23 protein-coding genes are annotated in these 23624 nt (G+C 39.4%); 10 read left to right on the plus strand and 13 right to left on the minus strand.

From position 1 onward, the window contains the following. Positions 1–173: 173 nt before the first annotated feature. From DFO73_RS20635 to DFO73_RS20645, 3 genes are all read right to left on the minus strand, one after another. Complete coding sequence (locus DFO73_RS20635) at positions 174–875, minus strand: hypothetical protein (RefSeq protein WP_110066577.1); 702 nt, start codon at positions 873–875, stop codon at positions 174–176. A gap of 494 nt (positions 876–1369) precedes the next feature. Then, positions 1370–1948: a TerD family protein gene (locus DFO73_RS20640; protein WP_110066578.1), complete on the minus strand. Its 579-nt coding sequence runs from the start codon at positions 1946–1948 to the stop codon at positions 1370–1372. A 75-nt stretch (positions 1949–2023) separates the two neighbouring features. Continuing rightward, positions 2024–2605 carry a TerD family protein gene (locus tag DFO73_RS20645; RefSeq protein WP_110066579.1) on the minus strand — a complete coding sequence of 194 codons (582 nt, stop codon included), beginning with the start codon at positions 2603–2605 and terminating at the stop codon, positions 2024–2026. Positions 2606–2933: 328 nt separating this feature from the next. Here DFO73_RS20645 and DFO73_RS20650 point away from each other — a divergent pair, with 328 nt between their 5' ends. Then, positions 2934–3863, plus strand: a complete 930-nt coding sequence (locus DFO73_RS20650; protein WP_110066580.1) for a 3'-5' exonuclease — start codon at positions 2934–2936, stop codon at positions 3861–3863. 31 nt (positions 3864–3894) lie between these two features. Here DFO73_RS20650 and DFO73_RS28820 read toward each other — a convergent pair whose 3' ends face one another. Continuing rightward, a complete protein-coding gene (locus tag DFO73_RS28820) occupies positions 3895–4038 on the minus strand; it encodes a hypothetical protein (protein WP_181396073.1) in 144 nt (47 codons plus the stop codon). Positions 4039–4339: 301 nt separating this feature from the next. Here DFO73_RS28820 and DFO73_RS20655 point away from each other — a divergent pair, with 301 nt between their 5' ends. Beyond that, the gene (locus DFO73_RS20655) at positions 4340–5242 is read left to right on the plus strand and encodes an aldo/keto reductase (RefSeq protein ID WP_110066581.1); all 903 of its coding nucleotides are present in this window, start codon (positions 4340–4342) and stop codon (positions 5240–5242) included. A gap of 227 nt (positions 5243–5469) precedes the next feature. On the opposite strand, the gene DFO73_RS20660 is transcribed toward DFO73_RS20655, so the two are convergent. Beyond that, positions 5470–5811 (minus strand): hypothetical protein, encoded by a 342-nt coding sequence (locus DFO73_RS20660; protein ID WP_258309654.1) that lies wholly within the window; start codon positions 5809–5811, stop codon positions 5470–5472. A 434-nt stretch (positions 5812–6245) separates the two neighbouring features. Beyond that, entirely contained in the window at positions 6246–6401 is a 156-nt protein-coding gene (locus DFO73_RS28825) for a hypothetical protein (RefSeq protein WP_181396074.1), read from the minus strand. Positions 6402–6566: 165 nt separating this feature from the next. On the opposite strand from DFO73_RS28825, the gene DFO73_RS20665 reads away from it, so the two are divergent. Beyond that, the gene (locus DFO73_RS20665) at positions 6567–7322 is read left to right on the plus strand and encodes a hypothetical protein (protein WP_110066582.1); all 756 of its coding nucleotides are present in this window, start codon (positions 6567–6569) and stop codon (positions 7320–7322) included. Between the two features lie 60 nt (positions 7323–7382). On the opposite strand, the gene DFO73_RS20670 is transcribed toward DFO73_RS20665, so the two are convergent. From DFO73_RS20670 to DFO73_RS20685, 4 genes are all read right to left on the minus strand, one after another. Beyond that, a complete protein-coding gene (locus DFO73_RS20670; protein WP_110066583.1) occupies positions 7383–8333 on the minus strand; it encodes a 3D domain-containing protein in 951 nt (316 codons plus the stop codon). Positions 8334–8688: 355 nt separating this feature from the next. After that, the gene (gene fdhF / locus DFO73_RS20675; RefSeq protein ID WP_309043958.1) at positions 8689–10809 is read right to left on the minus strand and encodes a formate dehydrogenase subunit alpha; all 2121 of its coding nucleotides are present in this window, start codon (positions 10807–10809) and stop codon (positions 8689–8691) included. Positions 10810–10960: 151 nt separating this feature from the next. Further along, positions 10961–13120, minus strand: coding sequence for a PAS domain S-box protein (locus DFO73_RS20680; protein WP_110066585.1), 2160 nt, complete (start codon positions 13118–13120; stop codon positions 10961–10963). Positions 13121–13256: 136 nt separating this feature from the next. Beyond that, positions 13257–14102: a DUF1206 domain-containing protein gene (locus tag DFO73_RS20685; protein WP_258309656.1), complete on the minus strand. Its 846-nt coding sequence runs from the start codon at positions 14100–14102 to the stop codon at positions 13257–13259. A 209-nt stretch (positions 14103–14311) separates the two neighbouring features. On the opposite strand from DFO73_RS20685, the gene yhfH reads away from it, so the two are divergent. Beyond that, complete coding sequence (yhfH, locus tag DFO73_RS20690; RefSeq protein ID WP_110066586.1) at positions 14312–14446, plus strand: protein YhfH; 135 nt, start codon at positions 14312–14314, stop codon at positions 14444–14446. 424 nt (positions 14447–14870) lie between these two features. Then, positions 14871–16685 (plus strand): oligoendopeptidase F, encoded by a 1815-nt coding sequence (pepF, locus tag DFO73_RS20695; protein WP_110066587.1) that lies wholly within the window; start codon positions 14871–14873, stop codon positions 16683–16685. Positions 16686–17459: 774 nt separating this feature from the next. Here pepF and DFO73_RS20700 read toward each other — a convergent pair. Continuing rightward, the gene (locus DFO73_RS20700; protein ID WP_110066588.1) at positions 17460–18728 is read right to left on the minus strand and encodes an erythromycin esterase family protein; all 1269 of its coding nucleotides are present in this window, start codon (positions 18726–18728) and stop codon (positions 17460–17462) included. 149 nt (positions 18729–18877) lie between these two features. On the opposite strand from DFO73_RS20700, the gene DFO73_RS20705 reads away from it, so the two are divergent. Both DFO73_RS20705 and DFO73_RS20710 read left to right on the plus strand, forming a co-directional pair. After that, positions 18878–19066, plus strand: a complete 189-nt coding sequence (locus DFO73_RS20705) for a hypothetical protein (protein WP_110066589.1) — start codon at positions 18878–18880, stop codon at positions 19064–19066. Positions 19067–19101: 35 nt separating this feature from the next. Then, positions 19102–19344, plus strand: a complete 243-nt coding sequence (locus DFO73_RS20710; RefSeq protein ID WP_110066590.1) for a transcriptional regulator SplA domain-containing protein — start codon at positions 19102–19104, stop codon at positions 19342–19344. A gap of 281 nt (positions 19345–19625) precedes the next feature. Here DFO73_RS20710 and DFO73_RS20715 read toward each other — a convergent pair whose 3' ends face one another. Next, positions 19626–19808, minus strand: a complete 183-nt coding sequence (locus DFO73_RS20715) for a cold-inducible protein YdjO-related protein (RefSeq protein WP_110066591.1) — start codon at positions 19806–19808, stop codon at positions 19626–19628. A gap of 105 nt (positions 19809–19913) precedes the next feature. On the opposite strand from DFO73_RS20715, the gene DFO73_RS28830 reads away from it, so the two are divergent. After that, positions 19914–20057 (plus strand): hypothetical protein, encoded by a 144-nt coding sequence (locus DFO73_RS28830; protein WP_181396075.1) that lies wholly within the window; start codon positions 19914–19916, stop codon positions 20055–20057. Positions 20058–20085: 28 nt separating this feature from the next. Here the strand turns inward: DFO73_RS28830 and DFO73_RS20720 are convergent, their stop codons facing one another. Then, on the minus strand, positions 20086–20829 hold the full coding sequence (locus tag DFO73_RS20720) for a YqjF family protein (protein ID WP_110066592.1): 744 nt from the start codon (positions 20827–20829) through the stop codon (positions 20086–20088). A gap of 604 nt (positions 20830–21433) precedes the next feature. On the opposite strand from DFO73_RS20720, the gene DFO73_RS20725 reads away from it, so the two are divergent. Both DFO73_RS20725 and DFO73_RS20730 read left to right on the plus strand, forming a co-directional pair. Continuing rightward, positions 21434–22492, plus strand: coding sequence for a sulfite oxidase (locus DFO73_RS20725; protein ID WP_110066609.1), 1059 nt, complete (start codon positions 21434–21436; stop codon positions 22490–22492). 80 nt (positions 22493–22572) lie between these two features. Continuing rightward, positions 22573–23604 carry a class I SAM-dependent methyltransferase gene (locus DFO73_RS20730; RefSeq protein ID WP_110066593.1) on the plus strand — a complete coding sequence of 344 codons (1032 nt, stop codon included), beginning with the start codon at positions 22573–22575 and terminating at the stop codon, positions 23602–23604. The last annotated feature ends 20 nt before the right edge of the window (positions 23605–23624 follow it).

Genomic DNA, 23624 nt, shown 5'->3' on the forward strand with positions numbered 1-23624 from the left:
GTCTGAATAGCACCACTCTTTAGTTATTGCAGAAGTTGAGTCTTAGGGTATGTAAGAAACCGTTTAAATTAGATAATGTTAAAGAAGTGGCATCAAAGAGAAGCCACTTCTTTTTACTAAGTCAGGAGAAATTTTAACATAATCATTCTGAGGAACTTTCAGAACGCCCTAAGTTACTGATAATCAGCCTCATGTCCGCTCAGCGAATCCATGTGGCTGGCAATCATGGCGATGATCGTACTTGCCTCCTCTTTGCTGAAGATAAAATGGTCTTCATCTTTAATCATTTCTTCGTCATCAGTCCAAATTCGGTTAACCCGTCGAAGCACTCCATCACCAGTTTCATGGACCACTCCAAACTGGTACGATACTTCCACTTCATCTTCTTTGAAAAAAGCGGTTACTTCAGGTGTTTCCCATTCCACATCTACTTCCTCAAAAATATCTCCATCTTCATCTTCCACGACTTCATATTCATCCGCGATAACATAATCCCCATCTTCGGAGGCATATATAACATCGTCCTCTTCATCAGTTTCAAGCTCATAATAGTCATCATCTTCTCCATTCATGTAATCATGGAGGCTTTCATGGACTGTATCAATAATGTCTTCGATATCAAAAAGCATGGTTTTAGATGTATGGCCAAGCTCAAAGTCAAAGTCTTCTACATAGAACTCTTCGTTATGAGGATCAAAGAAGAGGGTACAAAAATACTCCCTTTCGTTATCCTCAGTTTCAATAAAAAATTCCATTCTGGGATGCTTGGCACCCCTGTCAATAGACATATTGCCTATCTGATCATATTTACTGCAAATCGATTCCAAATGATCCTGTAATTCACCGCTTACCCTGTCAAACCATTCAAGTGACATGCTGCATCCCTTCCTCTCAAGGTTTTTCAAACCTATTGTTCCCTTTCCCTTCAATTTAAGTATGGGAGTATTAACCAAAATATTTTGGTCCCGGTCAATAGTCATAAAAGAAGTGAATAGTGCCATTTAAAATAGTTTCACGGTAAGGATTTGTGTAGTTTCAGGTGGCATTAATGAGGTTGAATAGGTCCGATGGCAAGCTGTTTTGTTGGATAAGAGGCCCTCAAGAGGTTGATTAGTTCCGTTTGCAAGCTCTTTTATTGGATAAAGGCCCTCAAGAGGTTGGTTAGTTCCGATGGCAAGCCGTTTGTTGGGTAAGAGGCCCTAAAGAGGTTGAATAGTTCCGCTGGCAGGCTTTTGTCGGTTTTCAGTAGCATTAATGATAGGGATGGTTCATGTACTCTTGCCATATTCCTGTTAATACAGGCAGTATGTTATCATTAAAAACTCTATTCAACAAAAAAGGTACCCAGCCTAATTGGGTACCTGCGTTATTAAACCTGCAAACCATAGTTTCGGCAAAGTGCTGCTAGTCCGCCTGAAAAACCGCTTCCAATCGCATTGAATTTCCAGTCATTTCCATGGCGGTATAATTCGCAGAATACAACTGCTGTTTCAATTGAGAAGTCTTCGCCAAGGTCAAAACGGAGCAATTCCTGATTGTTTGATTCATCCACAAGTCTTACAAAAGCATTGGAGACTTGGCCGAAATTCTGCTGTCTTAATTCAGCATCATGAATCGTGACCGTTATTCCAATCCGATGAACATGGGCAGGGATTTTTGTGAAATCTACAACAAGCTGTTCATCATCGCCGTCTCCCTCGCCGGTCCTATTGTCTCCGGTATGTACAACTGCCCCGCTTGGATGCTGAAGGTTGTTGTAAAAAATAAAATCATGATCATTCACACATTTACTATTTTGATCAGCAAGAAATGCAGAAGCATCCAAATCAAAATCTTGTCCGCCGCTATACTTGTTTGTATCCCAGCCCAGTCCGATAACTGCTTTAGTCAATCCTGGATTCGTTTTTGTCAGATCAATTCTTTGTCCTTTTGATAATTGAATACCCAAAATTAGCCCCTCCTTTAAAAAACAAATATTTTAAAAAAACCAGGAAAAGCAGCTGCTCTTCCTGGCTAATGGAATTTATCCTACCTGCAATCCGAAGTCAGTTGCAATTCGGGCAAGCCCGCCCTGGTATCCTGAACCGACAGCAGAGAATTTCCATTCGCCATTATGGCGGTATAGTTCGCCCACAACGATAGCTGTTTCAATGGAGAAATCTTCCCCAAGGTCGTAGCGGATGATTTCTTCATTTGTTTCTTCGTTTACGATTCTTGCGAATGCATTTGAAACCTGTCCAAAGTTTTGTCCGCGGTTCTCACCATCATGAATAGTGATGACAAAGGAGATTTTTTCGATGTTTGCAGGAACGGCTCCAAGGTTTACCTTTACCTGCTCGTCGTCGCCGTCTCCTTCTCCTGTCCGATTATCGCCTGTATGGACGACAGAACCATTGCCGCCTTCAAGCTGGTTATAGAAAATGAAATCTTTATCAGATGCGCATTTTCCGTTTTCATCTAATAAAAACACACTCGCATCCAGGTCAAAGTCCAGCCCGCCATCATATTTATTCGTATCCCAGCCAAGTCCAACAATAACCTTCGACAATCCAGGATTTGTTTTTGTTAAATCAATTTTTTGTCCTTTTGATAGAGAAATACCCATTGTTCATTCATCCTTTCAATTTAAAAATATAAAGTTCATAAAGATGCAGGAAGCAATGCCTTTTAGGATAAAGCGATTGCAAAATATGTACTCTTTAAGTGTAAACGTTTAAAAAGAAATCGTAAACCGATATGGTATAAAGCTGGGAAAAAAGATGTATATCCTGACATTGAATAGTTTTAGCAACTCTCGCGGTATCCGTGTTTCTGCTGTAATTTTCTCCATCGAATTAACCATTTCCAGATAAATGGATAATTCTGCTCCTTCCTTATTAACTATTTTTCCTATATAATAGCTTGTTGGACAAAGAAAAAGGGGTGATGGATGAATGGCAGAGTTAAAGCAGCTGGTTTTCTTTGATTTTGAAATGCTATGCAACAAAAAAGGGATGCTCTTTGAAGATATGGAAGCAATCCGCCTTGGTGCGGTTAAATATGAACTTGAAACAGGGAAAGTCACTGGGTTTGACCGGTACATCCGTCCTCAGGAGCAATCCCCTTTAAGCGCGTTTTGCAAAGAACTGACCGGGATCAAAGATTCGGATATAAGAGGAGCGGATGACTTTCCAGAAGTTTTCAAAGAATTTCTTTACTGGGTCGATGGCGTCAAAAAAACACGGTTCTTTTCGTGGTCAACAAGTGACCTCTTAAGATTAAAAGCTGACGCAATCAGGCATCAGCTGCCCGAGGCCACAATTGAAAAAATAACGAAAAGATATGTAGATTTCCAGGCTATTTTTACAAAAAGGGCCGCCCGTACATCCCCTTCAGTGGAAAAGGCACTATCGTTTTATGGTATTGAGTTTATCGGAGAGCCCCACCATCCTATGTATGATGCTTATAATACATTTCGAATTTACCAGGCATTTGAAGAACAATTTGTAAAAACTGATTTAATTATGCTGCAGCAATTTGTTTTTCAAGAGAGTGAACTTCCATCCATTGACATGATCAACAAGGAACTCAAAAAAACCTTTCAAAAAGACTTACTTGAATTTTTTGTTGAACTGAACGATGCAATAAGGATGAAGGACGCCTGGAAATTAGTTAAAAAAACAAGAAAGCTTGTAGAGAAGTATGAAAATATTCTTCTCAACCGATCAGGGCTTTTTGATGCAGACCTGATTTCGAATATAAGGGAACTAATTGATTTTTATCATGAACTGCAATTCACTTATGAAGAGCACCGTTCCTTTACTTCAAAAATTATGATATTGCATGAACAAATGGTGGAGCCGCTTCAGAAGATTTGTGTATAAAAAGGAGATGACCAAAATAGTCATCTCCTTTTTATGTAGCCATTCTTAGAAAATTGTAAAATGCTCTTCTCGCCCAATAGTTCATTTGGCTTTTAATAAAGCCGTTTCTGGTTAACACGGAGCCGGCAAGGATCAATAAAATAATATTAAATATTTTTAACATGAGCTTATCCATTCTGTAACCTCCTAATCTTTCATTAATTTGCCGTCCGACGCCAAAAATATAAGGGTATATTCTTTCCAATAAAATTTAGGTATTAACTGTACTAATTGTATTCGTTATCTATAATGGAAAATGCAGTTATCGTTTCTTCGCGCTATGTGCAGAGAAAAATTTATACACATTTTCTTATCGCAAATTCATTCAATTTTAAATAATAAAATAAATTAAACTGTATAAAAAGACGAATAATTTGGTTTTATGCACAATTTCAGAGATAATAACAGTGCAAAAAACAATCAAGGAGCTGAACAGTTTGGAAAGAGTACAAATGGCAGAGGATTTGTCATTTTCACGGATTATTCATGGGTTATGGAGATTAGCCGATTGGAATTATTCTGATAAGGAAGTTATCGGCTTAATTGAACATTGCCTTGAGCTGGGAATTACGACATTCGACCATGCGGATATTTATGGCAGCTATACGTGTGAGGCTCTCTTTGGAAAGGCTCTTCAGCAAAAACCGGAGCTTCGTGACAGGATGGAGATTGTTACTAAATGCGGTATTGTACTTGAATCGCCGAACCGGCCTGATAATAAATCGCACCACTACAATACAAGTAAAAAACATATCATCTCCTCTGCAGAAATGTCGTTGAGGCATCTGCAAACGGAATACATAGATACCTTGCTGATTCATCGCCCTGACCCATTTATGGATCCTGCGGAAGTTGCAGAGGCTTTTACACAGTTAAAGACTTCCGGCAAGGTGAAGCATTTTGGAGTCTCTAATTTTAAAAGCCATCAATTTACGATGCTGCAATCTTATTTGGACTTCGAATTGATTACGAATCAAATTGAGCTATCCGCTTATCATCTTGAGAACTTTGCGGATGGAACATTAAACCTTTGCCAGGAAAAAAGAATTCCCCCTATGGCTTGGTCGCCTTTAGCCGGAGGAAAAATCTTCAGTGGAGATAATGAAAAATCGGAACGTTTAAAAAATACGATTACTAAGATTGCTGAAGAAATCGGTGCCAGTGACATTGATGAAGTTCTTTATGCCTGGCTTTTAAATCATCCCGCTCGGATTATGCCAATTGTTGGATCAGGTAAAAAAGAACGAATTGAACGAGCGGTTGAGGCATTGAAGCACTATCTAAACAGAGATCAATGGTTCGAAATTCTGCAGAGCTCGATGGGCCATGATATTCCTTAGAAGCAGAAGAGTAAAAGTACTCCTCTCGGAAAAAAGGTAAGAGGCTTTCCCTGGCTTCTATTTATTGGTTTGAACTATAAAAAGGATGGCCCGAAGGAACCCGGAAACCATCCTTTTTTATTTTATTGGAAAACGCAGTTGAAGACTGGAGCAGAGAGCCTGACATCTTCGAAAACCTTCGTCATTGTATTAATGTATTCTTCTTTGAATGGCTCTGCTTCCTTCATTTATTCAGAACCGCCTTTTAAAAGCTCAGCCTTTTTAGCATAATATTGAGATAAGCTGTCAACCGAAGCATCAATATCCGATGCGCAGTCACTTAATACTTCTGGAAAAGATACTGCTTTTGCATCCTGTTCAAATGCCGCTGCTACTTCTGCTGCATCCTGACCTTCTGCCGTAATGCTTGCTTCTGTGTTACTAATTACTTTAGTCATTTCCTCTTGGTAGCTAAGAAGAGCTGAGCGCACTTCTTTCGACTCATTGGCTGTTTCTGCAGCTGCTGCATCTTCCTTGCTTTTCTCCTCTTTAGAAGCTTCTTCGTTAGAGCATGCACCTAAAAGGACCATCAGCAATACTGCTGAAAGGAAGAATAATAATTTATTTTTTGGGTCTCTCCTTTGTTTTAGAGGTAGTATGAGTGGACTCCCTATGTAGCCAGACAAATTAGCATTCCGGACAATTACTAATTTAACTATTTTTTCAAATTTTTGCAACGATTTCATTTCGAATGCCGAAGCTTTTTTGTTTTTTTTATATAACTTTATTTAGGCTGTTAAACTTGGCTGTAGATTTCCCTACAAAAAGTTCGCTTTCAGCGGGCGGTGCAGGGCCTCCTTGGCGCCTGGTGCCTGCGGGATCTCCCTTTTTGACTCGCTTCTCCCTCTGGACTTTGTATAATCATTTTCGGAAATGCATTTTCGAGGATCTCACGCCTTCCGCAACAATCACAACAGAGTGCCGCTTGAAAGAAATTAAAAAAGACCCCTGAAAACATCAAGGGTCAGCTTGGGTCTGCCTCATCAAGGGATAAAGTAGTAACTGATGTGTATTCTCCCTTCTCAACTTCTTCTTCCGAGGCCTTTTGGTTCAGCTCTTCATAATCGTCTATCCCAGGTGCAATAGTTGGCTCGTTCTTTAGCTTATTCTTTTTCAGCATAACTTCCCTCCTCCTTTTAATTAACGTTTCCTTGCAAAAAGGGTTATATGCCCAAAAGAGCCATTTAAACTGATTATTTAGCCCTTACGTGGGAGAGTGCCCATTCATTTAAAGCTAATAGGCATAGCATATAGCAAAGAAATCCGAAAAATGAGGAGTGTTTCTATGTCCTTTTCTGTAAATCAAAAAGGGAACCCGAAGCTTTTCCTAGATCAATCGGAGAAAGCTTCAAATCAGCATACTTACCGCCTTAATTACCTGCAGGAGATAATAAAAGAGCAGCAAAAGATTAATAACTGTTTGACAGAGAGCTACGGAGATATGCAAACCCAGCTGGAAGTATCCTTTTCGGATATGAATAAGCTTGTAAAGAGAGCTGCTGGCATGCAGAATCATCATTTTGAGAAACTGGTATCCAAAATTGAAAAGCAGGATGACTTTATAGCAAGATTTTTTGATGTTATAAGTCATCGTGAAAATGAAAATGAATTGCTGCTTGAGAGATTGACTGCATTGGAAGAAATAAATAAATCAATCATGGAAGCACTAGAGAAAGAAGGGCCTGTCCATCAGAAAATCCTTGAACAGGTGTCCTGTCAGGATGCGGCCACTCAGGCGCTTTCCAGAAAATTTGATAAGTTCGAAGCCTTATCAGAGGAAGCTTCAGCACAGTTTAATACACAGGAGGAAATCATAGAAGAAATATCCAAAAAGATGGATGTTCAGGAGATGTTCCATAACACGGTAATGGAGCGGCTGGACCAACAGGAAGCAATCACCCAAAAAATAACAAGACAATTGGATAATCTTAAATCAATTGTTTATGAACGGGCTTCCCACCTTTCTGAAAGGTTTGAAAAAAGCTTTAAACAGCTGGCAAAACCGGTACACAGTTTTTTGGTTAACCAGGAAGAAAAATAAAATAAGTGAGTAAAGAAAAGGAAGACTCCTAAAGAGGTGCCTTCCTTTTCTTTTATTCTATTAATCAAGAATTGTAACTTTCACTGTTTGTCTTCCAAAGTTAATGGCATCCTCTTTGGAAGGTATAAAGATATCAATCTTATTTCCTTTGATGGCTCCGCCTGTATCCCCTGCAATTGCTTCCCCATAGCCTTCTACATGGACCTTTGTTCCTAGTGGAATAACATTCGGGTCAACAGAGATTACCTTTTGATTTGGATTTTCCTTCAGGTTAATACCTGTAGCAGTGATCCCTGAGCAGCCTTCACAATTAGCCGTATATGCTGTAGCCTCCATAGTAAGTACTTGTTGAGCTGTTTCTTCTTTTGCAGCTTCAGCCGGTTTTTCAGTGACTGAAGGCTTTGCAGTTTCAGCAGCTGGTTTGGATTCCGCCACAGGCTTAGTTGTTTCAGCAGCTGGTTTGGATTCTGAAACAGGTTTAACAGACTCGGCAGCTGGTTTTGTTTTTTCAACTGGCTGTGCCGGTACCGGTTTTTCTGCAGGCTGTTTTTGCTCTGCAGCAGGCTTAGCAGGCTTGCTTTCGTCTGCCTTATCATTTGAAACTTTAGGAGCAGATGCTTTAGCTGGTGTAACAGAAACAGCTTTTACGGCCTTTGCGTTTGGATATAGAGTAAATTCCTCGTCCGGGAAAATGAGATCAGACTTTATGTTGTTCCATTCTTTAATCGCGTCTACCGTTACATTATGTTCTCTTGCAATATCCCATAAAGTATCGCCTTTTGATACTATGTATTTCTTTTCCGGATATACTTCAAGTATGTCTTCAGGATGGATGATATGAGAAGATAAACCATTCCATTCTTTAATCATGTCAACTGGTGTATTATATTGCTGGGAAAAACCCCATAAAGTATCTCCCTTTTTAACTAGGACTTCTTCCGCTTGTACATTTGCGCCTGCTGTTCCTGTAATTGCTGCAGCGGCTACAAAAGATAGTATAGACTTTTTCATGTTGTTAAAACCTCCTGTATAGCTTGTCTTGAGCTAACGAGATTAATAATAACATGGATTTTTTTCTATAAAAGAACAAAGAGATAATAAACACGTTACGGATATAACAAGAACATAACAGGAATGTATCAAAATATCAGACTATTTAAAAAGTGAATTTTTTATATTTCCTCTTATTATTGTTTAGATCCTGTTTTAACAGGATTTCTTTATGAAAAAGTGCAACACATTGAATTTAAAGCAGATTTTAATTAAATAGGAGCGGGTTGACAGTCAAGGTTAAAATTGGAATTGAATTTTCCCAAAAGAAAAGAGCTATTTTCAAAATAGCCCATTGTAAAATGCAATTTATAAGTTAGTTCTTTTGTTTATCTACAGGAATTATATTTACTGCGCAAGCTTTAAACTCGGCGGTACCGGAAATTGGATCGTATTCATTAATTGTAAGGACATTGGTTGGAACCTCGTGCCAGTGAAAGCTCATGAAAACAAGTCCTGGAACAACTTGTTCCGTTACTTTCACTTTAACCTCAAGTGATCCTCTTCTTGAATATACCTTTACTGTATCTCCATTGACAATACAAAGTGCTGATGCATCTTCCGGGTGCATATCCAACGTTTCTTCAGGCTGTTTTATTTTTACCCCTTCAGCATAAAAGCGGGTTTGGGTATGAGTATTATAGGACTCATACCTTCTGCCTGTTGTTAATGTAAAAGGGTAGTCATTATCCGGCAATTCAATTGGCGGTGTATAGCCTACCGGAACAAAAGGCGATTTTCTTGAATAAGCCCTGTTTTGGTCGTGGAGATGCTGATGCAATACAAGTGTGCCTGGGTGGTTTTCATCTGGGCAGGGATAATGGATGGCATACTCATTCTCCAGCCTGCTGTATGAAATGCCCCCGTACATTTCTTTAGCGAGCCTTCTCACCTCATCCCAAATCTCCTCACTATTTTGATAAAACATTCGATAACCCATTTTCGCGGAAAGTTTACAAAGGATTTCCCAGTCTTCCTTCACTTGAGGGTGTGATTCAACTGCTATCCTCGCTCTTTGAATTCTTCTGTCTGTATTCGTATAGGTACCATCCGATTCTCCCCAGGATCTTGCAGGAAGTACAACATCAGCAAGCTTCGCCGTCTCAGTAAGAAAGATATCCTGGACTACTAACAAGTCCAGTTGATTGAATAAAGTACGGGTGTGGGTTAAATTTACATCCGCCAGTAAAGGGTTTTCTCCTATAATATAGAGACCCTTTATTTCACCGTTTTCCATCTTTTCAAATGTACGTGTCTGCGTGCTTCCTACATGGGGATTTAGTGAAACTCCCCATTCTTTCTCAAATCTCCTCCGGTAGGGTTCATCAGTAAGGCTTCTAGACCCTGGAAGCAAATTAGGAAGGCATCCCATATCTCCTGCACCCTGAACATTATTTTGTCCTCTTAGCGGCATGATACCATTGCCTCTCTTGCCGATATGGCCGGTTAAAAGAGCTAAATTGGCGATATCAAAAACATTGTTTACTCCACAATGATGCTCAGTTATTCCTAATGTATATGCAATCATGCTATTGCTGGCACTTGCATATTCCCTCGCTGTTTCAATTATATCTTCCGGTGTCAAACCGGTAATTACAGCAGCTTTCTCCGGCGTATATTGGCTAACCTGCCGTTTCAATAAATCGAAATCGATGGTATTGGCTTTAATAAATTCATCGTCATATAGCCCTTCTATAATGATGGTATTTATTAGTGAATTGATGAGCGCTATATCCGATCCGACATTTATTTGCAAATGACGGTGAGCAAATTTCACCATATCAATTTTTCTTGGATCAGCCACAATGATTTTAAGCCCGTTTTTTACAGCCTTTTTCATGCGGTTGGCAATGATAGGATGGGCTTCAGTAGTATTGGAGCCCATAAGCAGAAGAACCTCTGCATGATCGAAATCGTCTAACGTGTTTGTAGGGAAACCGCTTCCAAAAACAGTCGCCAGACCGGCGACGGATGGAGCGTGTCAGGTTCGGTTGCAGCCATCGATATTGTTGCTGCCAATAACTGCTCTCATGAATTTTTGGGTAATATAGTTGGACTCGTTTGTGGAACGGGCGCATGCAAACATGGAAATGGCGTCAGGTCCCCAGTCGGATTTTATCTTAGTGAGCTTTTTTGCGATTACAGTTAATGCTTCCTCCCATGTTGATTTGACAAGTTGGCCTGCCCTGCGGATTAACGGAGATGTTAAACGGTCTTTTGAATGGACGTACTTATAGGCAAAAGCGCCTTTTACACAAGTTTGTCCTTTGTTTACGGGTGCGTCTTTATCTCCCCGGATTTTAGTAATCTGATTATCCATTACTTCAACCAATAGTCCGCACCCGGTACCGCAATATCCGCATACGGTTTTAACGGGCTTCGCTATCTCCATATTATTACCCCCCTTATCGATTTTGCCAAATAACCATACATTCATAATTCGCAGCCACTCGATTTGGATCGGCCGCTCAGGATTCCGCGGAAAGACCTTCTATTTTTATTCTAAATGCTGACACAAGTAAATAGACCAAATAATTAAGAATTTTTAGTGAATTTTAATCAAAAAAAAGCCAGCCCCAGTGGATTGGCTACGCAGATTTTGCAGGCAATAGAATATTAAATGTAGTTCCTTTATTTAATTCACTTTCAACGTAAACCTTGCCATTGTGGCTTTCAATGATTTTAAAGCTAACCATTAGCCCGAGGCCATTTCCATTTTTCTTTGTTGTATAAAAAGGTTCACCAATATTTTTCAGCTTCTCCTCAGGAATCCCTACTCCTGTATCTTGAATGGCTATTTGAACTTGGCTGTTTATAATGCTTGCACGGACTGTAATATCTCCTCCGTCCGGCATTGCTTCAATTCCATTCTTTACAAAATTCAGGAATACCTGTTTCAGACGATTTTCATCACATTCGATTTGAATGATGTCCTTTTCATATTCAAAATGAATTTTCACATTTCTTTTACGTGCCTCAAATTCTACTAATGAAAGAACATTTTTAATAACAGGGATGATATTCTTTTCTTCCAGCTCCCCGGCCTTCGGCTTGGCCAAAACCATAAAGTCTTCAACGATATTATTCACTCGTTCAATTTCATCCAGGATGATATTTAAGAACTCTTGACGCTCTTCATTCGTTTCATCCAGCTGAAGGAATTCTGTATATCCTTTCATGGATGTCAAAGGATTGCGTATTTCGTGTGCAACTCCGGCTGCCAGCTGTCCAACTGCGGCAAGCTTATCCTGGCGGTGCAGCACTTCCTCGGTTTTCTTGCGTTCCGTAATATCATTTCGGATTGCAAGGTATTGATAAGGCCTTCCCTTTTCATTTAAAAACGGAACGATTGTAGTATGAACCCAGTAATAAGTGCCGTCTTTTGCTTTATTCCGAATTTCGCCTTTCCACACATCACCCTGTCCGATTGTTTTCCAAAGGTCCTTGAAAAATTCCCTGGAATGAAATCCGGAATTTAAGATAGAGTGATTTTGGCCGATCAATTCTTCTCTGCTATATTTGGAGATCTCGCATAACTTGTCATTTACATTTGTAATGAGGCCTTTTTCATCTGTAAAGGCAATAATGGATGATTGATCAAGTGCAAACTTTATATCATTGACTTCCTTTAATAAGTCTTTGAGATTTGCTTCAGCAGATTTTAAAGCGGAAATTTCATTCCGGATGGATACATATTGATAAGGTCTATTTTTTTTATTAAGAAACGGAACAATTGTAGTCTCCACCCAGTAGTAGCTTCCATCCTTTGCTTTATTCCGAATTTCACCCTGCCATATTTCCCCTGAGCCAATTGTTTTCCAAAGTTCACGAAAAAATTCGGGTGGATGGTACCCGGAATTTAAGATATTGTGATTCTTTCCTAACAGCTCTTTTTCTTCGTATTTAGAGATTTTAACAAATTTTTCATTTACATAAGTGATGATTCCTTTAGGATCTGTAATGGCTACAATAGATGATTCATCTAGTGCAGCCTGAATGTCTTTTAAATGAGTGTCGCTCGCCTCCAAACGCTTGCTGATTAATGTACTGGAAGCAATAAGGCCACTCAGGATAAGAAGCGTTGCAAAAAAAACAAGGTATATAAGAAAGGTTTCAGGCGCCGCTCCTTCTCTGTCTATTCCGCCTTTTGAATAAAAAGAAGACGAGCGTATAAGAAGAAAATATCCTTCAACGATTGCTCCAGTAATGATAAGTGCACTTAATGGCTTTAACCAGACATGCTTGGAATACGCTAGATTTTTTGAGTAAAAAAGCATCCAAAGTGAAAAGGAAAATGAGACCCATATCAGCATGGTTGAAATGAAAAAAACAACAGGATCGAATTGGACATTCATACCCATGGCATACATCCCAGTAACATGGATGGAAAGAACAGCCATTGTTAAAAAGAAGCTTCCCGTCAAAAGATAGCTTGTTTTTGGCTGACGGTCGATCACGGTATTAAAGGCCATGCCTGTAAATGAAATGCCAAAAACGATGGATAATACAGTAAGCGGAATATTATAATTGCCTGAAGCGTTGATATTGATTGCGACCATTCCAATAAAATTCATGATCCAAGTGCCGATACCCAGTGAAAAAGTACCGCCAAGAAACAAAAATCTCTGATTTCTGTCAGAGGATTTAATTAAAGTAAAAAGATCCAATGCTGTATAAGAAGCCATAATGGTTAAAATAACGGCTATAAATATTAATATAGGATTAAAAGATACAACAATTTCAGTCATTACTGGTTATCAGCCTCCTTATCCTAAACAGTTTCAAATATGATTGTAATGGAAACCTTACAGCCATGGAAGAGGTAAAAGGAAAATTAAATAAAGAGTGTTTAACTCAGATTATTCGCTCCGTGCCTATTTTGCCCTAATTAAATATAATCTTTCTGTATCGACCTTTTAAAATCAGGTATACTCCATACAGAAAAAGGCCAAAGGCTACAACTCCCAGCATAATCTGCCCGAATGGCTGTGCTGAAATCTTGGCAAGTGCTCCATCCATTCCGATTGTATTATCCGGGTCGGATGTAAAGGCTGTCAGTATAACAAAGTAACCAATAATAAACAGAACGATGGCTCTTGCTGTAAGGCCTATTTTGCCTGCTTTGACAGCAATCCCGATTTCTTTTTTATTCATCTTCCATTCTCGGAATTCTGCCTTATACTTTCCACTATATGCATTATTTATTTCATAAAATCCATACCCGATAATCATTATGCCTGCAATGCCGGCAAGCCAGGGTCCAAAAGGCAGCTGAAGAAGTTTTGCTGAAAGGGACTTCTCATTGCTGCTGCCGCTGGCTGCATGAAGGGCGATTGCGAATGCCTCGTAGGATAGGCTGGCATAAATAATTCCGCTTACAAGGTAGGATATTTTCGCAGCGATGCCTTTTATTCCAAATCCTTTCTTTTCAGGATCGTTAATAATTAAAATAATTCTCCAAAGAACATAGCCAGATAAACTGAAAGCTAAGCCCCACAAGAGTGCCTCACCAAATGGCACAGTGGCAACTGACTGCATGGCTCCTCCAGTATTTGTTTTACTCCCTCCTGCCCCTGCTGCAGCCATCATAGCTAATATCCCGACGATCATATATACAAAGCCTCTGGCCATATAGCCAAGACGGGCGTACCTTCTTAGCCAGGGAATCGTTTCCGTATCCAATTTATCTATATGGTTCCTGTTTTTTTGCTGGCTCTGCTGTATATCCACCAGTACCCCCCTCACTGCTATCTGATTTCGACACCTTTATATACCCATTGTCCTATATCGAAAAAACCATAATCATTTGCCATTTTTACAAGTTGATAAAATTTTAAAAAAATTTAGGAAAAAGACTACACATTTGAAAATAAATAGTATATACTGTACTACAACAGATGATATTAAAATAAACTGTATTATAAAAAGGAGGAAGAATCATGATTAAAAGTCCAGTTGAATTTTTCAGAAACCTGCCTAAAAAGGTATGCCCGGAGTGCGGGCAAACAGTCAAGGAACAGGCTGAATCTTATTTAATGGAATGTGACCGCTGCCTTTCAAAGAAAATGGAATAGTGAAAAAAACGGAAGGATTGGAGTCCTTCCGTTTTTCTATGGTATGTGGGTATGCTCTGTTTTTTTAGCCATTTTTGGGCCATATTTTTCTTTTCAGAAAAAGGATTGTCCTAAAAAATGCTCTATGAAACACATATCCCTCTCTATGAGAAGAAAATCGTCGTCAAAATCGACTATGTCGCCCAAGTTCCACTCTATTTGAAAAGAGTCGCTTCATGGCCGCTCACCTATTCCTCATTGGATGAAAACCTGGTCCCCATACTCACATCTTCCCCATGTTTAATAAGTTCCTTAATCTGTGGTAATACAGAAAGATATTGTGCATTTATAAAATGTTAGAAAAATATATAAAATTATAAATTCTTCATGTATAATTGTCTGATAATCTCATTATTTAGAGAGTCGAAATAGGAGGGGTTGTCATATGGGTCAAACAGTTGTTACTAGATTAAAACGTTCTGAGGTACCTGAAGATCTTACCTGGAAAGTAAAGGATTTATTTGCCACAGAGGAAGATTGGCAAAGAGAAATGCAGAGCATTGATGAGGACCTTGCTATTTTTAAACAGTATAAAGGCAAGCTTCATGAAGGACCGCAAGTTTTTATTAACTGTCTTTCCGCTCAGGAGAAACTTTCAGTCCGCCTTGTCCAAGCGGGTACATACGCTATGCTGCGCCAATCGGAAGATGGCACTAACCCTGTTAATCAAGCGAATTCATCAAAGCTTGCTTCCCTGAGAGCTAAAGCTGCATCTACTCTTTCTTTTATTGAATCTGAGATTTTAGCCTTGCCGGATGGAACGGTTGAAAAATACATAGAAGAAGAAAGTGAACTGGTGGCTTATAAAAACCAGCTTACTGATTTGATAAATACAAAGATGCATAGGCTGTCTCCGGAAACAGAGGAAGCCATTGCGGCATTAGGGGAAGTTCTAGGAGCTCCATATAATGTTTATCAGGCTGGTAAACTGGCTGACATGCCCTTTTCTTCTTTTAAAGATAGTGAAAGCAATGAACTTCCAAACTCTTTTGCCCTATATGAGGATCGCTACGAGTTTTCACCTGACATAACCATTCGCAGAAATGCATATTCTTCCTTTACTGATTCGCTGGAAAATTATAAAAACACCTTTGCTTCCGCTTATTCTGCTGAAGTCAAAAAGCAAGTCACTTTATCCAAATTAAGAAAATACAGCTCTGTTACACAGATGCTGTTGGATTCACAGCATGTAACAGAGGAAATGTACCATAATCAGCTTGATATAATCCAAAAAGAGCTGGCTCCCCATATGCGCAGATTTGCACGGCTGAAGAAAAAGATTTTAGGGCTGGATAAAATGCAATTTTGTGATTTAAAGGCTCCTTTGGATTCCGAATTCAATCCTGCAACTACATATGAAGATGCATCGAAGGTTATTTTGGAAGCTCTTAAGGTGATGGGGCCGGAGTATTCGGAAATAATGGAAAAAGGGTTAACTGAACGCTGGGTGGATCTTGCGGATAATGTCGGGAAGTCGACAGGCGCCTTTTGTTCAAGCCCCTATGGTTCGCACCCATTTATCTTGATTACATGGACGGATACGATGCGCGGCGCTTTTGTTCTCGCACACGAGCTTGGACATGCGGGTCACTTCTATCTGGCGAATAAATATCAGCGCATCATGAATACACGTCCTTCCACCTACTTTGTAGAAGCGCCATCCACGCTTAATGAATTGCTTTTGGGACAGCATTTAATGGATGGAACCGACGATAAAAGAATGAAGCGTTGGGTAGTCCTCCAGCTTCTTGGAACCTACTATCACAATTTTGTTACTCACCTTCTAGAAGGTGAATATCAACGCAGAGTTTATAACCTGGCAGAACAAGGTGTGTCTTTGACTGCAAAAACGCTATCAGATCAAAAATATGAAACACTTAGCGCATTCTGGGGTGATTCGGTTGAATTGGATGAAAAAGCAGCTTTAACCTGGATGAGACAGCCGCATTATTATATGGGACTGTATCCATACACTTATTCCGCAGGATTAACGGCATCTACAGCGGTGGCACAAAGCATTAAAGAAGAAGGCCAGTCTGCAGTAGATCGCTGGCTTGAGGTTCTGAAAGCAGGCGGGACAAAAAAACCGCTTGAACTATTAAAGAGTGCAGGCATTGATATGTCTAAGCCGGATGCAATCCGCAAAGCTGTGAGCTATGTAGGTACATTAGTCGATAAATTGGAAAACAGCTATGAATAAAAGAAAAATCTCTCCGATTCGGAGGGATTTTTAGCGATTTTTAGGTTAACATCTTAGGGGACCCAACCATGCACATCAGCTATTTTAAACATATTTTCGAGAACTGATAACCTGGCAGCTGATAGAGTGTTTGTTCCGTTTATTTAGTTCTTGCTAACTGAACTATCTTGTTTTGGAAAAACACTTTAGTAAGACTCATTTTTCTGCTGAAAACAAATACTTTGAAGAAAGGGTTTGGTCAAGTCGTATTTAACTCTAGAAAAACAGATTTTTCAGTACAAGAAGGAAATCCTCCGGCAATGTATAAGAGAAATCGTCACCATCTTCCCTGGATAGAGTCTATTCTCTTACAGGGATACACCTATTAAAGTCCCAGCCTTCCATCCTCGAAAGGCCTTTAGTTTAAATGATCAGCTTCTGTGTAAGCCCTATTCCATTTGGAGCATTAGACCGAAGTTTCTCATTTAATCTGCTGGAGATAATGTATGGATCCTTTTTTTATGCTTAGCCTTGCCTGTTGATTTATAAAATCATCCTGTTAACTAAAGTTATTTACCTCCCTAGTTTGTATTTCAGCAGTAAAGGATTTTTTAGCTTTCGTTCACTGACAGCCGGAAACGAACACTATATGGCTGAGTCTCCTAAGATGTTAAGGAGTCTTTGTATTTCCTTTACATCAATATTATACCACCCTCATTCGCTGCCAATCATGTTCAGTGGTGTCTGTTTTGTGAACGTTTTCACATAGGGCTGGATATAAGAAAACTGAATTAATTATGTGATACCGGCTGGTGATGAAATAGGCTTTAGCGCTCTCGTCTTCTCGATATAAATAAACCCATCGTACCGGCGGGAAATCTGTGTAGGGACGTAATTCCCATACTGCTCATATTCCGGATTGTATACTACTCCAATAGCCCGGTGGCCGATGAAATCACCAAAAAGCTCCCGGTTTTTATCTGTAAATAACAATATTTTATTGCCGTCGCCAGCTTTTTGGAGGGCATCCTCCCAGCTTCCCGGCTGTGCTGGCGGTACTTCCATTACTTGGATATCATCCCCCCACTTTTCCGCTGCTACAACCGTCCCGGAGTGTGTTCCAAATCCAAGTGCAAAAACCTGGTCTTCTCCGTATTTTTCACGGAGGATCTGTCCTACATTGACAAGGCCTTCTTCTTGCATATCCGTTGCTCTTGCATCGCCAATATGGGTATTATGTTCCCAGACAATCATCTTAGTGTTTTGGCCGTAATATTTGGAGATTTCCTCCAATGCGCTAACCATATGGTGGTCTCTTATATTCCAATCATCCGGACCGCTTTTTACCATAGCGCGGTAATAGTTTTCTGCATTTGCCGTAACAAGACTATTTATCGAAAGATTTAGGGAGGTTTCCTCTTGATCCATTGCCCCCACCCATTTGTTTTTAATTTTATGAAGAAGTTCGGCAACTTCCTTTTCACAGCCTTCACCATAAAAAGCCGCAGACACGGCATAGTTTTCTGGGGTCCGGTGGAATGGCTCAAAGCATGCAAATGCATTTTTCGCCGCCTCCAATGCAGTTGATCCGTTTTTTTCAAGCAATTTAATGATTTCCTCCATTGATTCCCACAAGCTGTATACATCAATGCCATAAAAACCGGCCTTTTGGCTTTTCCTATCAGTACGGTGATTAAAGTCATGAAGCCACTCAATAAGGTGTCTGATTTCTTCGTTTGCCCACATCCAAGTTGGCCATCGGTTAAAATCTTGCAGGGCCTTATGGGAACTCATTCGCTCATAACCTTTAACAAACCGGTTAACTTTGAAACATGAAGGCCAGTCCCCTTCCACTGCAATACAATTAAAACCTTTTTGTTCGATCAGCTTTTTGGATAGCTCAGTTCTGACAGTATAAAATTCAGATGTCCCATGAGAAGCCTCACCTAATAAAACAAATTTTGCTTCACCGATAGAATCAATAATTCGGTCCAGATCAGATGATGCATTGTATGAATAGGCTTCATCCTGAATTGCTTTAATCAGTTCTCTAGTTTTGTCCACTATTTTGGCACCTCTACTTATACCAGAATTTTTAATAATAATTTACCCATTAAATCAAGAATTAATATGGGTTGTATATTGCATTAGCGCTGAGAGAAAACTTAAAAGACAGCCCACCTGAATATCAGAGTCCAAAAGGAGTTTTGATGATGAATAAAAAAGATGAAAAGTATTTAACAAATGCGCCAAAAGAGGAAATGGTAACAGTAGATACGGATGGAAGATTTCCTAATTTAAAAAATGCTGTTGGGGATTCAGTTGATGGACATGAACAGCAGGAAACGGCAAATGCTATTATTGGTGCCAAGGAAATTGGACAGCAAAACGAAAACCTGTAATTTATAGTCAGTCTAAACCGTAGGAGTGAATTTGAATGGAAACAATCGAACCAAAGAATGTAAAAGCAGGAGATGAGGTTTTTGTCATTTATCATAACCCTCACACTCCAAGCGTAGCAAACGTGCGTCCTGCCGAAATTGTGCCTCATCCCAAAGATCCTAACGCAATAGCCCTATTTCTTAATGAATCATTCCACTTAATCGAAGAGGATGATGCTTTGTTTACGTCTGAAAAAGATGCAGAGAGAGCCTTTCAAGAATTGTACGGCGACTTTTAGAACCAATAAGAAAGACTGTTATCATTATGACAACAGTCTTTTTCCAGTTAGCCTATATTACTATGGTTGATGGTTTGCACTCTGTTGATTGGAACGGAAGGCGCGAGCTCTTCAAAAATGCTATCGCATTTTCTTGGTGCGATGTTTATTCTCGGATGCTTATTCAATACCCTGCGGTAAAATCGTACCCAAGGAAGACACGGAGGCGTTGAACGCCGAGAAGGCTCCTGACGGCCTGCGGATCTCAGCAGACCTGTTTAAGAGAGCTTTCGGTTAAAGAATTATTGAATTTGCGGCAATTCCCTCATCTCAACTGTTGTTTCATCACCGCATAATGGACATTTTAAATCCGAAGAGGCAAAATCTTTTCTCATCCATCCATTGCAGCTATTGCATGAGTATACCTCTGTGTCCATAAGTACCACTTCCGGCTTGTCGTCTTGGTTTTTTTTATTGAAAAAAATAGGAAACGCCCCCTTTTTTTCTTAGTATGGACAATAAAGTCATTATTTATAGAAAAACTTTCATTAAAGGGTTAAATTACAATTACAACCATAGGAGGAAAGAATGTGAATAAAGCAAATCAAAAGAAGAATCTCACTATTGCCGGGACAGATATTGAAGAAGTAAAAAGGCTAAATAACCAATCGGGGCTGTCTTATAATGAAGTAAAGAGGTTGCTCGCGGAAAATTTAATTAACAAAAATAAATAATCTAAAAACGGGTTACTTAATCTTTAACTTAAGTAACCCGTTTTAATGGCCAAAAAAAAGCATGTTTTTTCGGAGAGTAATGTAAAATGGGTTTTCCTTGAAAGTATTCCCTGGGCAAAAAGGTTGCCATCGAATTGTCCTCAATATGACAAGTTGCCTTATGGAGCTGCCATTTCGTGTGGTGGATATCGCCCCGAAACACCCAGTTCCCTTTTGTTACCCAAAGGCAATAACGTTCAGTCAGCCATGCATCAAGTGTGCCTGGTTCCGAATTATAGGGGTCGGATGAAGCTTTATATGAGGCAAAAAAATGATCTTTATCCGAATTGCCGCTTTTTCGCCTGCTTTCATAAATTACCTTTTCTTCTGAATGTGCAACATTCATTTCCGCATTCATATAAGGAAGAAAATACAGCATTCTAGCTCCAGTTACGGCTAAAGGGTTGTTTGCATCCAGACTGAAAAAATAAACCCCTTTCCTTCCCTCGTATTCTACATAAGTTCTTACATTCAGTTCAATCATTGAATTCATAAAAGGCATTGGCGGCAAACCGCGGACCCGCATTTTGCTGATCCAAAAAGGCACAATTCCGATCCAGGCCGTTCCGTTATACGTGTCTAATTTAAGCTGAGAAGGAATATGTTTTTCCATCACTTCTGCTGGCACAGGCCAATGTAAAAATAGGATATCATTCCATATTTGTTCCATCACCCATGGTGAATTTGGCATTGGAAAGGGTCTATGGCCTGTTATCTTAAGTTCTTCCTTCATTACTGGTTCCGCCTTTCTTCATGTTTTACTAACGATTATTCCTCAAATTAACTTTTGTAAACTTAAAACGGGTTAAAGACGTCTTCTTCCCAATCATGTTTGTGCTCTGTCCGTTCTTTATTGAGAAGGTAATTGCTTTTTCCTGTTTTTCGGTGCTTCTATTGCATTAGGAGAAGTGTGATCGTAAAAATACTTTTAGATCTTATGAAAAAAGAAGATGATTAATTGAAGTTAATTGGAAACAAAAAGTTAAGTATATATAATAGCTGGGTTTCAACAGTATCTACAACAGCTGTTAATGGATCCCTTTGTTTGCAATCACTGTTTTGGGAGCACGCAATCAGCAGATGGGATTAATCACCTCTCCCTGAGATCTTTGGAATGCTTGCTGCTATGAATATAACTTCAGCGATTAGATTCACTCCCTCCTTTTCATTTTTGAAAGTTGTTTTTTAAATGGAGAGAAAAGAAAAGTTTGAAGAAATATTTAAGAACAAGCCTCCTGCTTGTTCTTTTTGGGGTTATAAATGATGGTAAACCCATATTTATCAGGGGTTCTAACTTTGGCCTTCCCATTATATTTATGAATAGAGGTGATGGGAAAATGAAAAACGATTTTGTGATTCCCTATTTAAAGACACTAAGCCTTGATCCGGAAAACCAGGAGTCTCCCATTCATTTTCTAGATCAATGGAAAACCCCCAAAGACTATTTCTATATACGAAACCACTTTGCCTATCCACAATTAAACCTGCAGCCGTTCTTTTTGACCATCGAAGGAAATGTGAAAAATCCTGTAAGAATACCAATAAATGAACTTCATCACCTTCCATCCAAAACAATCATTTTACCACTGGAATGCGCCGGCAATAATCGGGCAAAATTTAAGCCAAAGGTTTATGGAGAGCAATGGGAGGAAGGAGCTGTCAGCCAGGCGAAATGGAAAGGTGTCCCCCTAAGTGAACTTTTAAATCGGGCGGGTCTTTTGGATGGAAGTAAAGAAGCTGTGTTTGTGGGCATGGATTTTGGCAGACGAAAAGACTTGGAAGCAACTTTTTACTATGGCAGAAGCCTTCCTATTGAGAAAGCACTTCACGAAGATACCATTGTTGCCTATGAATATAACGGAAAGCCAATACCTTATAAGCATGGGTTTCCTTTTCGGCTAATTGTTCCACAATGGTATGCGATGGCTTCGGTTAAATGGCTGCAGAATATTTTTATTATCAAGCATGAATTTAATGGCCCCTTTCAAAAAAAAGACTATGTTTATTATCCATATAAAGACAGCGACAAGGATAAAAGGCCTGTGACTACGATTAATGTCAACAGTACAATCCAGCAGCCAATGAATTATTCTATAATTGAGGAAGGACCACAAATGATTAAGGGGATCGCCTGGTCCGGTACAGGAACTATAAAAAAAGTCGAAATTAGTTTTGATTATGGCATTACCTGGAGAAAAGCAACTCTTAAATGGAAGAAAAGCGAGAAATACGCATGGGTAAAATGGAAGTTTGAATGGCAGGCTGTTAAGGGAGAACACACCATTCTCGTTCGGGCTCATGATACGGAAGGCCATATACAGCCTTTAAGGCCTTTTTGGAATAGAAAAGGATATGGGTATAATGCTGTTCAAAAAGCAAATATCAAAGTGCAATAATTTCTTGAAAATTCAATTATAAAAGGATTTTCCCTTTTTTTACAGAATAATGAGCATAAGAACGATTCAGGAGGGTTTATATGCTCGAAGTTGAATCTATTAATAGTATATCATTGGAAGGAACACACCTTCTTCCATCCTACCGATCTGATCTGCGTGAATTCACTGAAAAGCAATTTAATAAATTCGTTAAATTAAACACAGTAAATGATTGGTCTCAGCTAACATGGAAAGATGCAGGCAAGCCATATGCAGTCACTTCATATGCCGAAGAAAAGTTAAATTGGGAAAAAGAGCATGGTGATGCATTACCTGCACACACATCATGGATGATGTTCAATAAATCATTCCATGAATGGTTTATAAAAGATGTGCCTGACGAGATGGACAAATCAAAAAAAGAGTTCTTCCATTCCCTTTCACAGTTTAAACCTTTGGAGGCCAAACAGGCACTTGGAGATGCCCTAAGAATAAGGTTATGGAACTATGTACATCGTATTCAGGATGGCATTTGGGATCCACGCGGAAAAAGAGCTTTATTTGAGGGTCTGGATGTGCACGCTCCACGGATCTTATTTTTGGGTGCTGCCGAGGGATATGAAGCCATGCAGCTTTCTGCCATGTATCCGGGCGGGGAAATTGTCATGGTTGATTATGACCCCTTTTGTAAAACAACCCGCTTTGCAGAGTTCCCGGATTCTTACCCATTTCTTGGTGAAAATGTCCGGACAGGGGGAAAACAGATTTATTATAAACGGGATTTTAATATTGAATATATTGTTCAAGATATTCGCTCCCTCCCATTTGGTAAGGAATTTGATGTTGTTATCAGCGTTGGCCTGCTTGAACATTTTCCAGATGAATTAAAGCCTGAGGTCATTGAATGGCATCGCAAGTTTTTAAAGCCATCCGGTTATATCGTTATGACAACTCCACGATCACAGCTTAGGTCAAAGATCTATTATGAAATCATGTCCGATGTGATGAATCATACTTACAGAGAACTGATGACAGTTGAGCAAATGGGTTTATACATGTATGAGAATGGCCTGAATATCAAAAGGCATGGTTATATTAAGGTCCACAATGGAATCATTGCAAAGGCCAAATGAAAAAAAGAAGCCTGAAGCGG

This window comes from Cytobacillus oceanisediminis, from assembly GCF_003182355.1.
In the GTDB taxonomy this organism is placed as follows: domain Bacteria; phylum Bacillota; class Bacilli; order Bacillales; family Cytobacillaceae; genus Cytobacillus; species Cytobacillus oceanisediminis_A.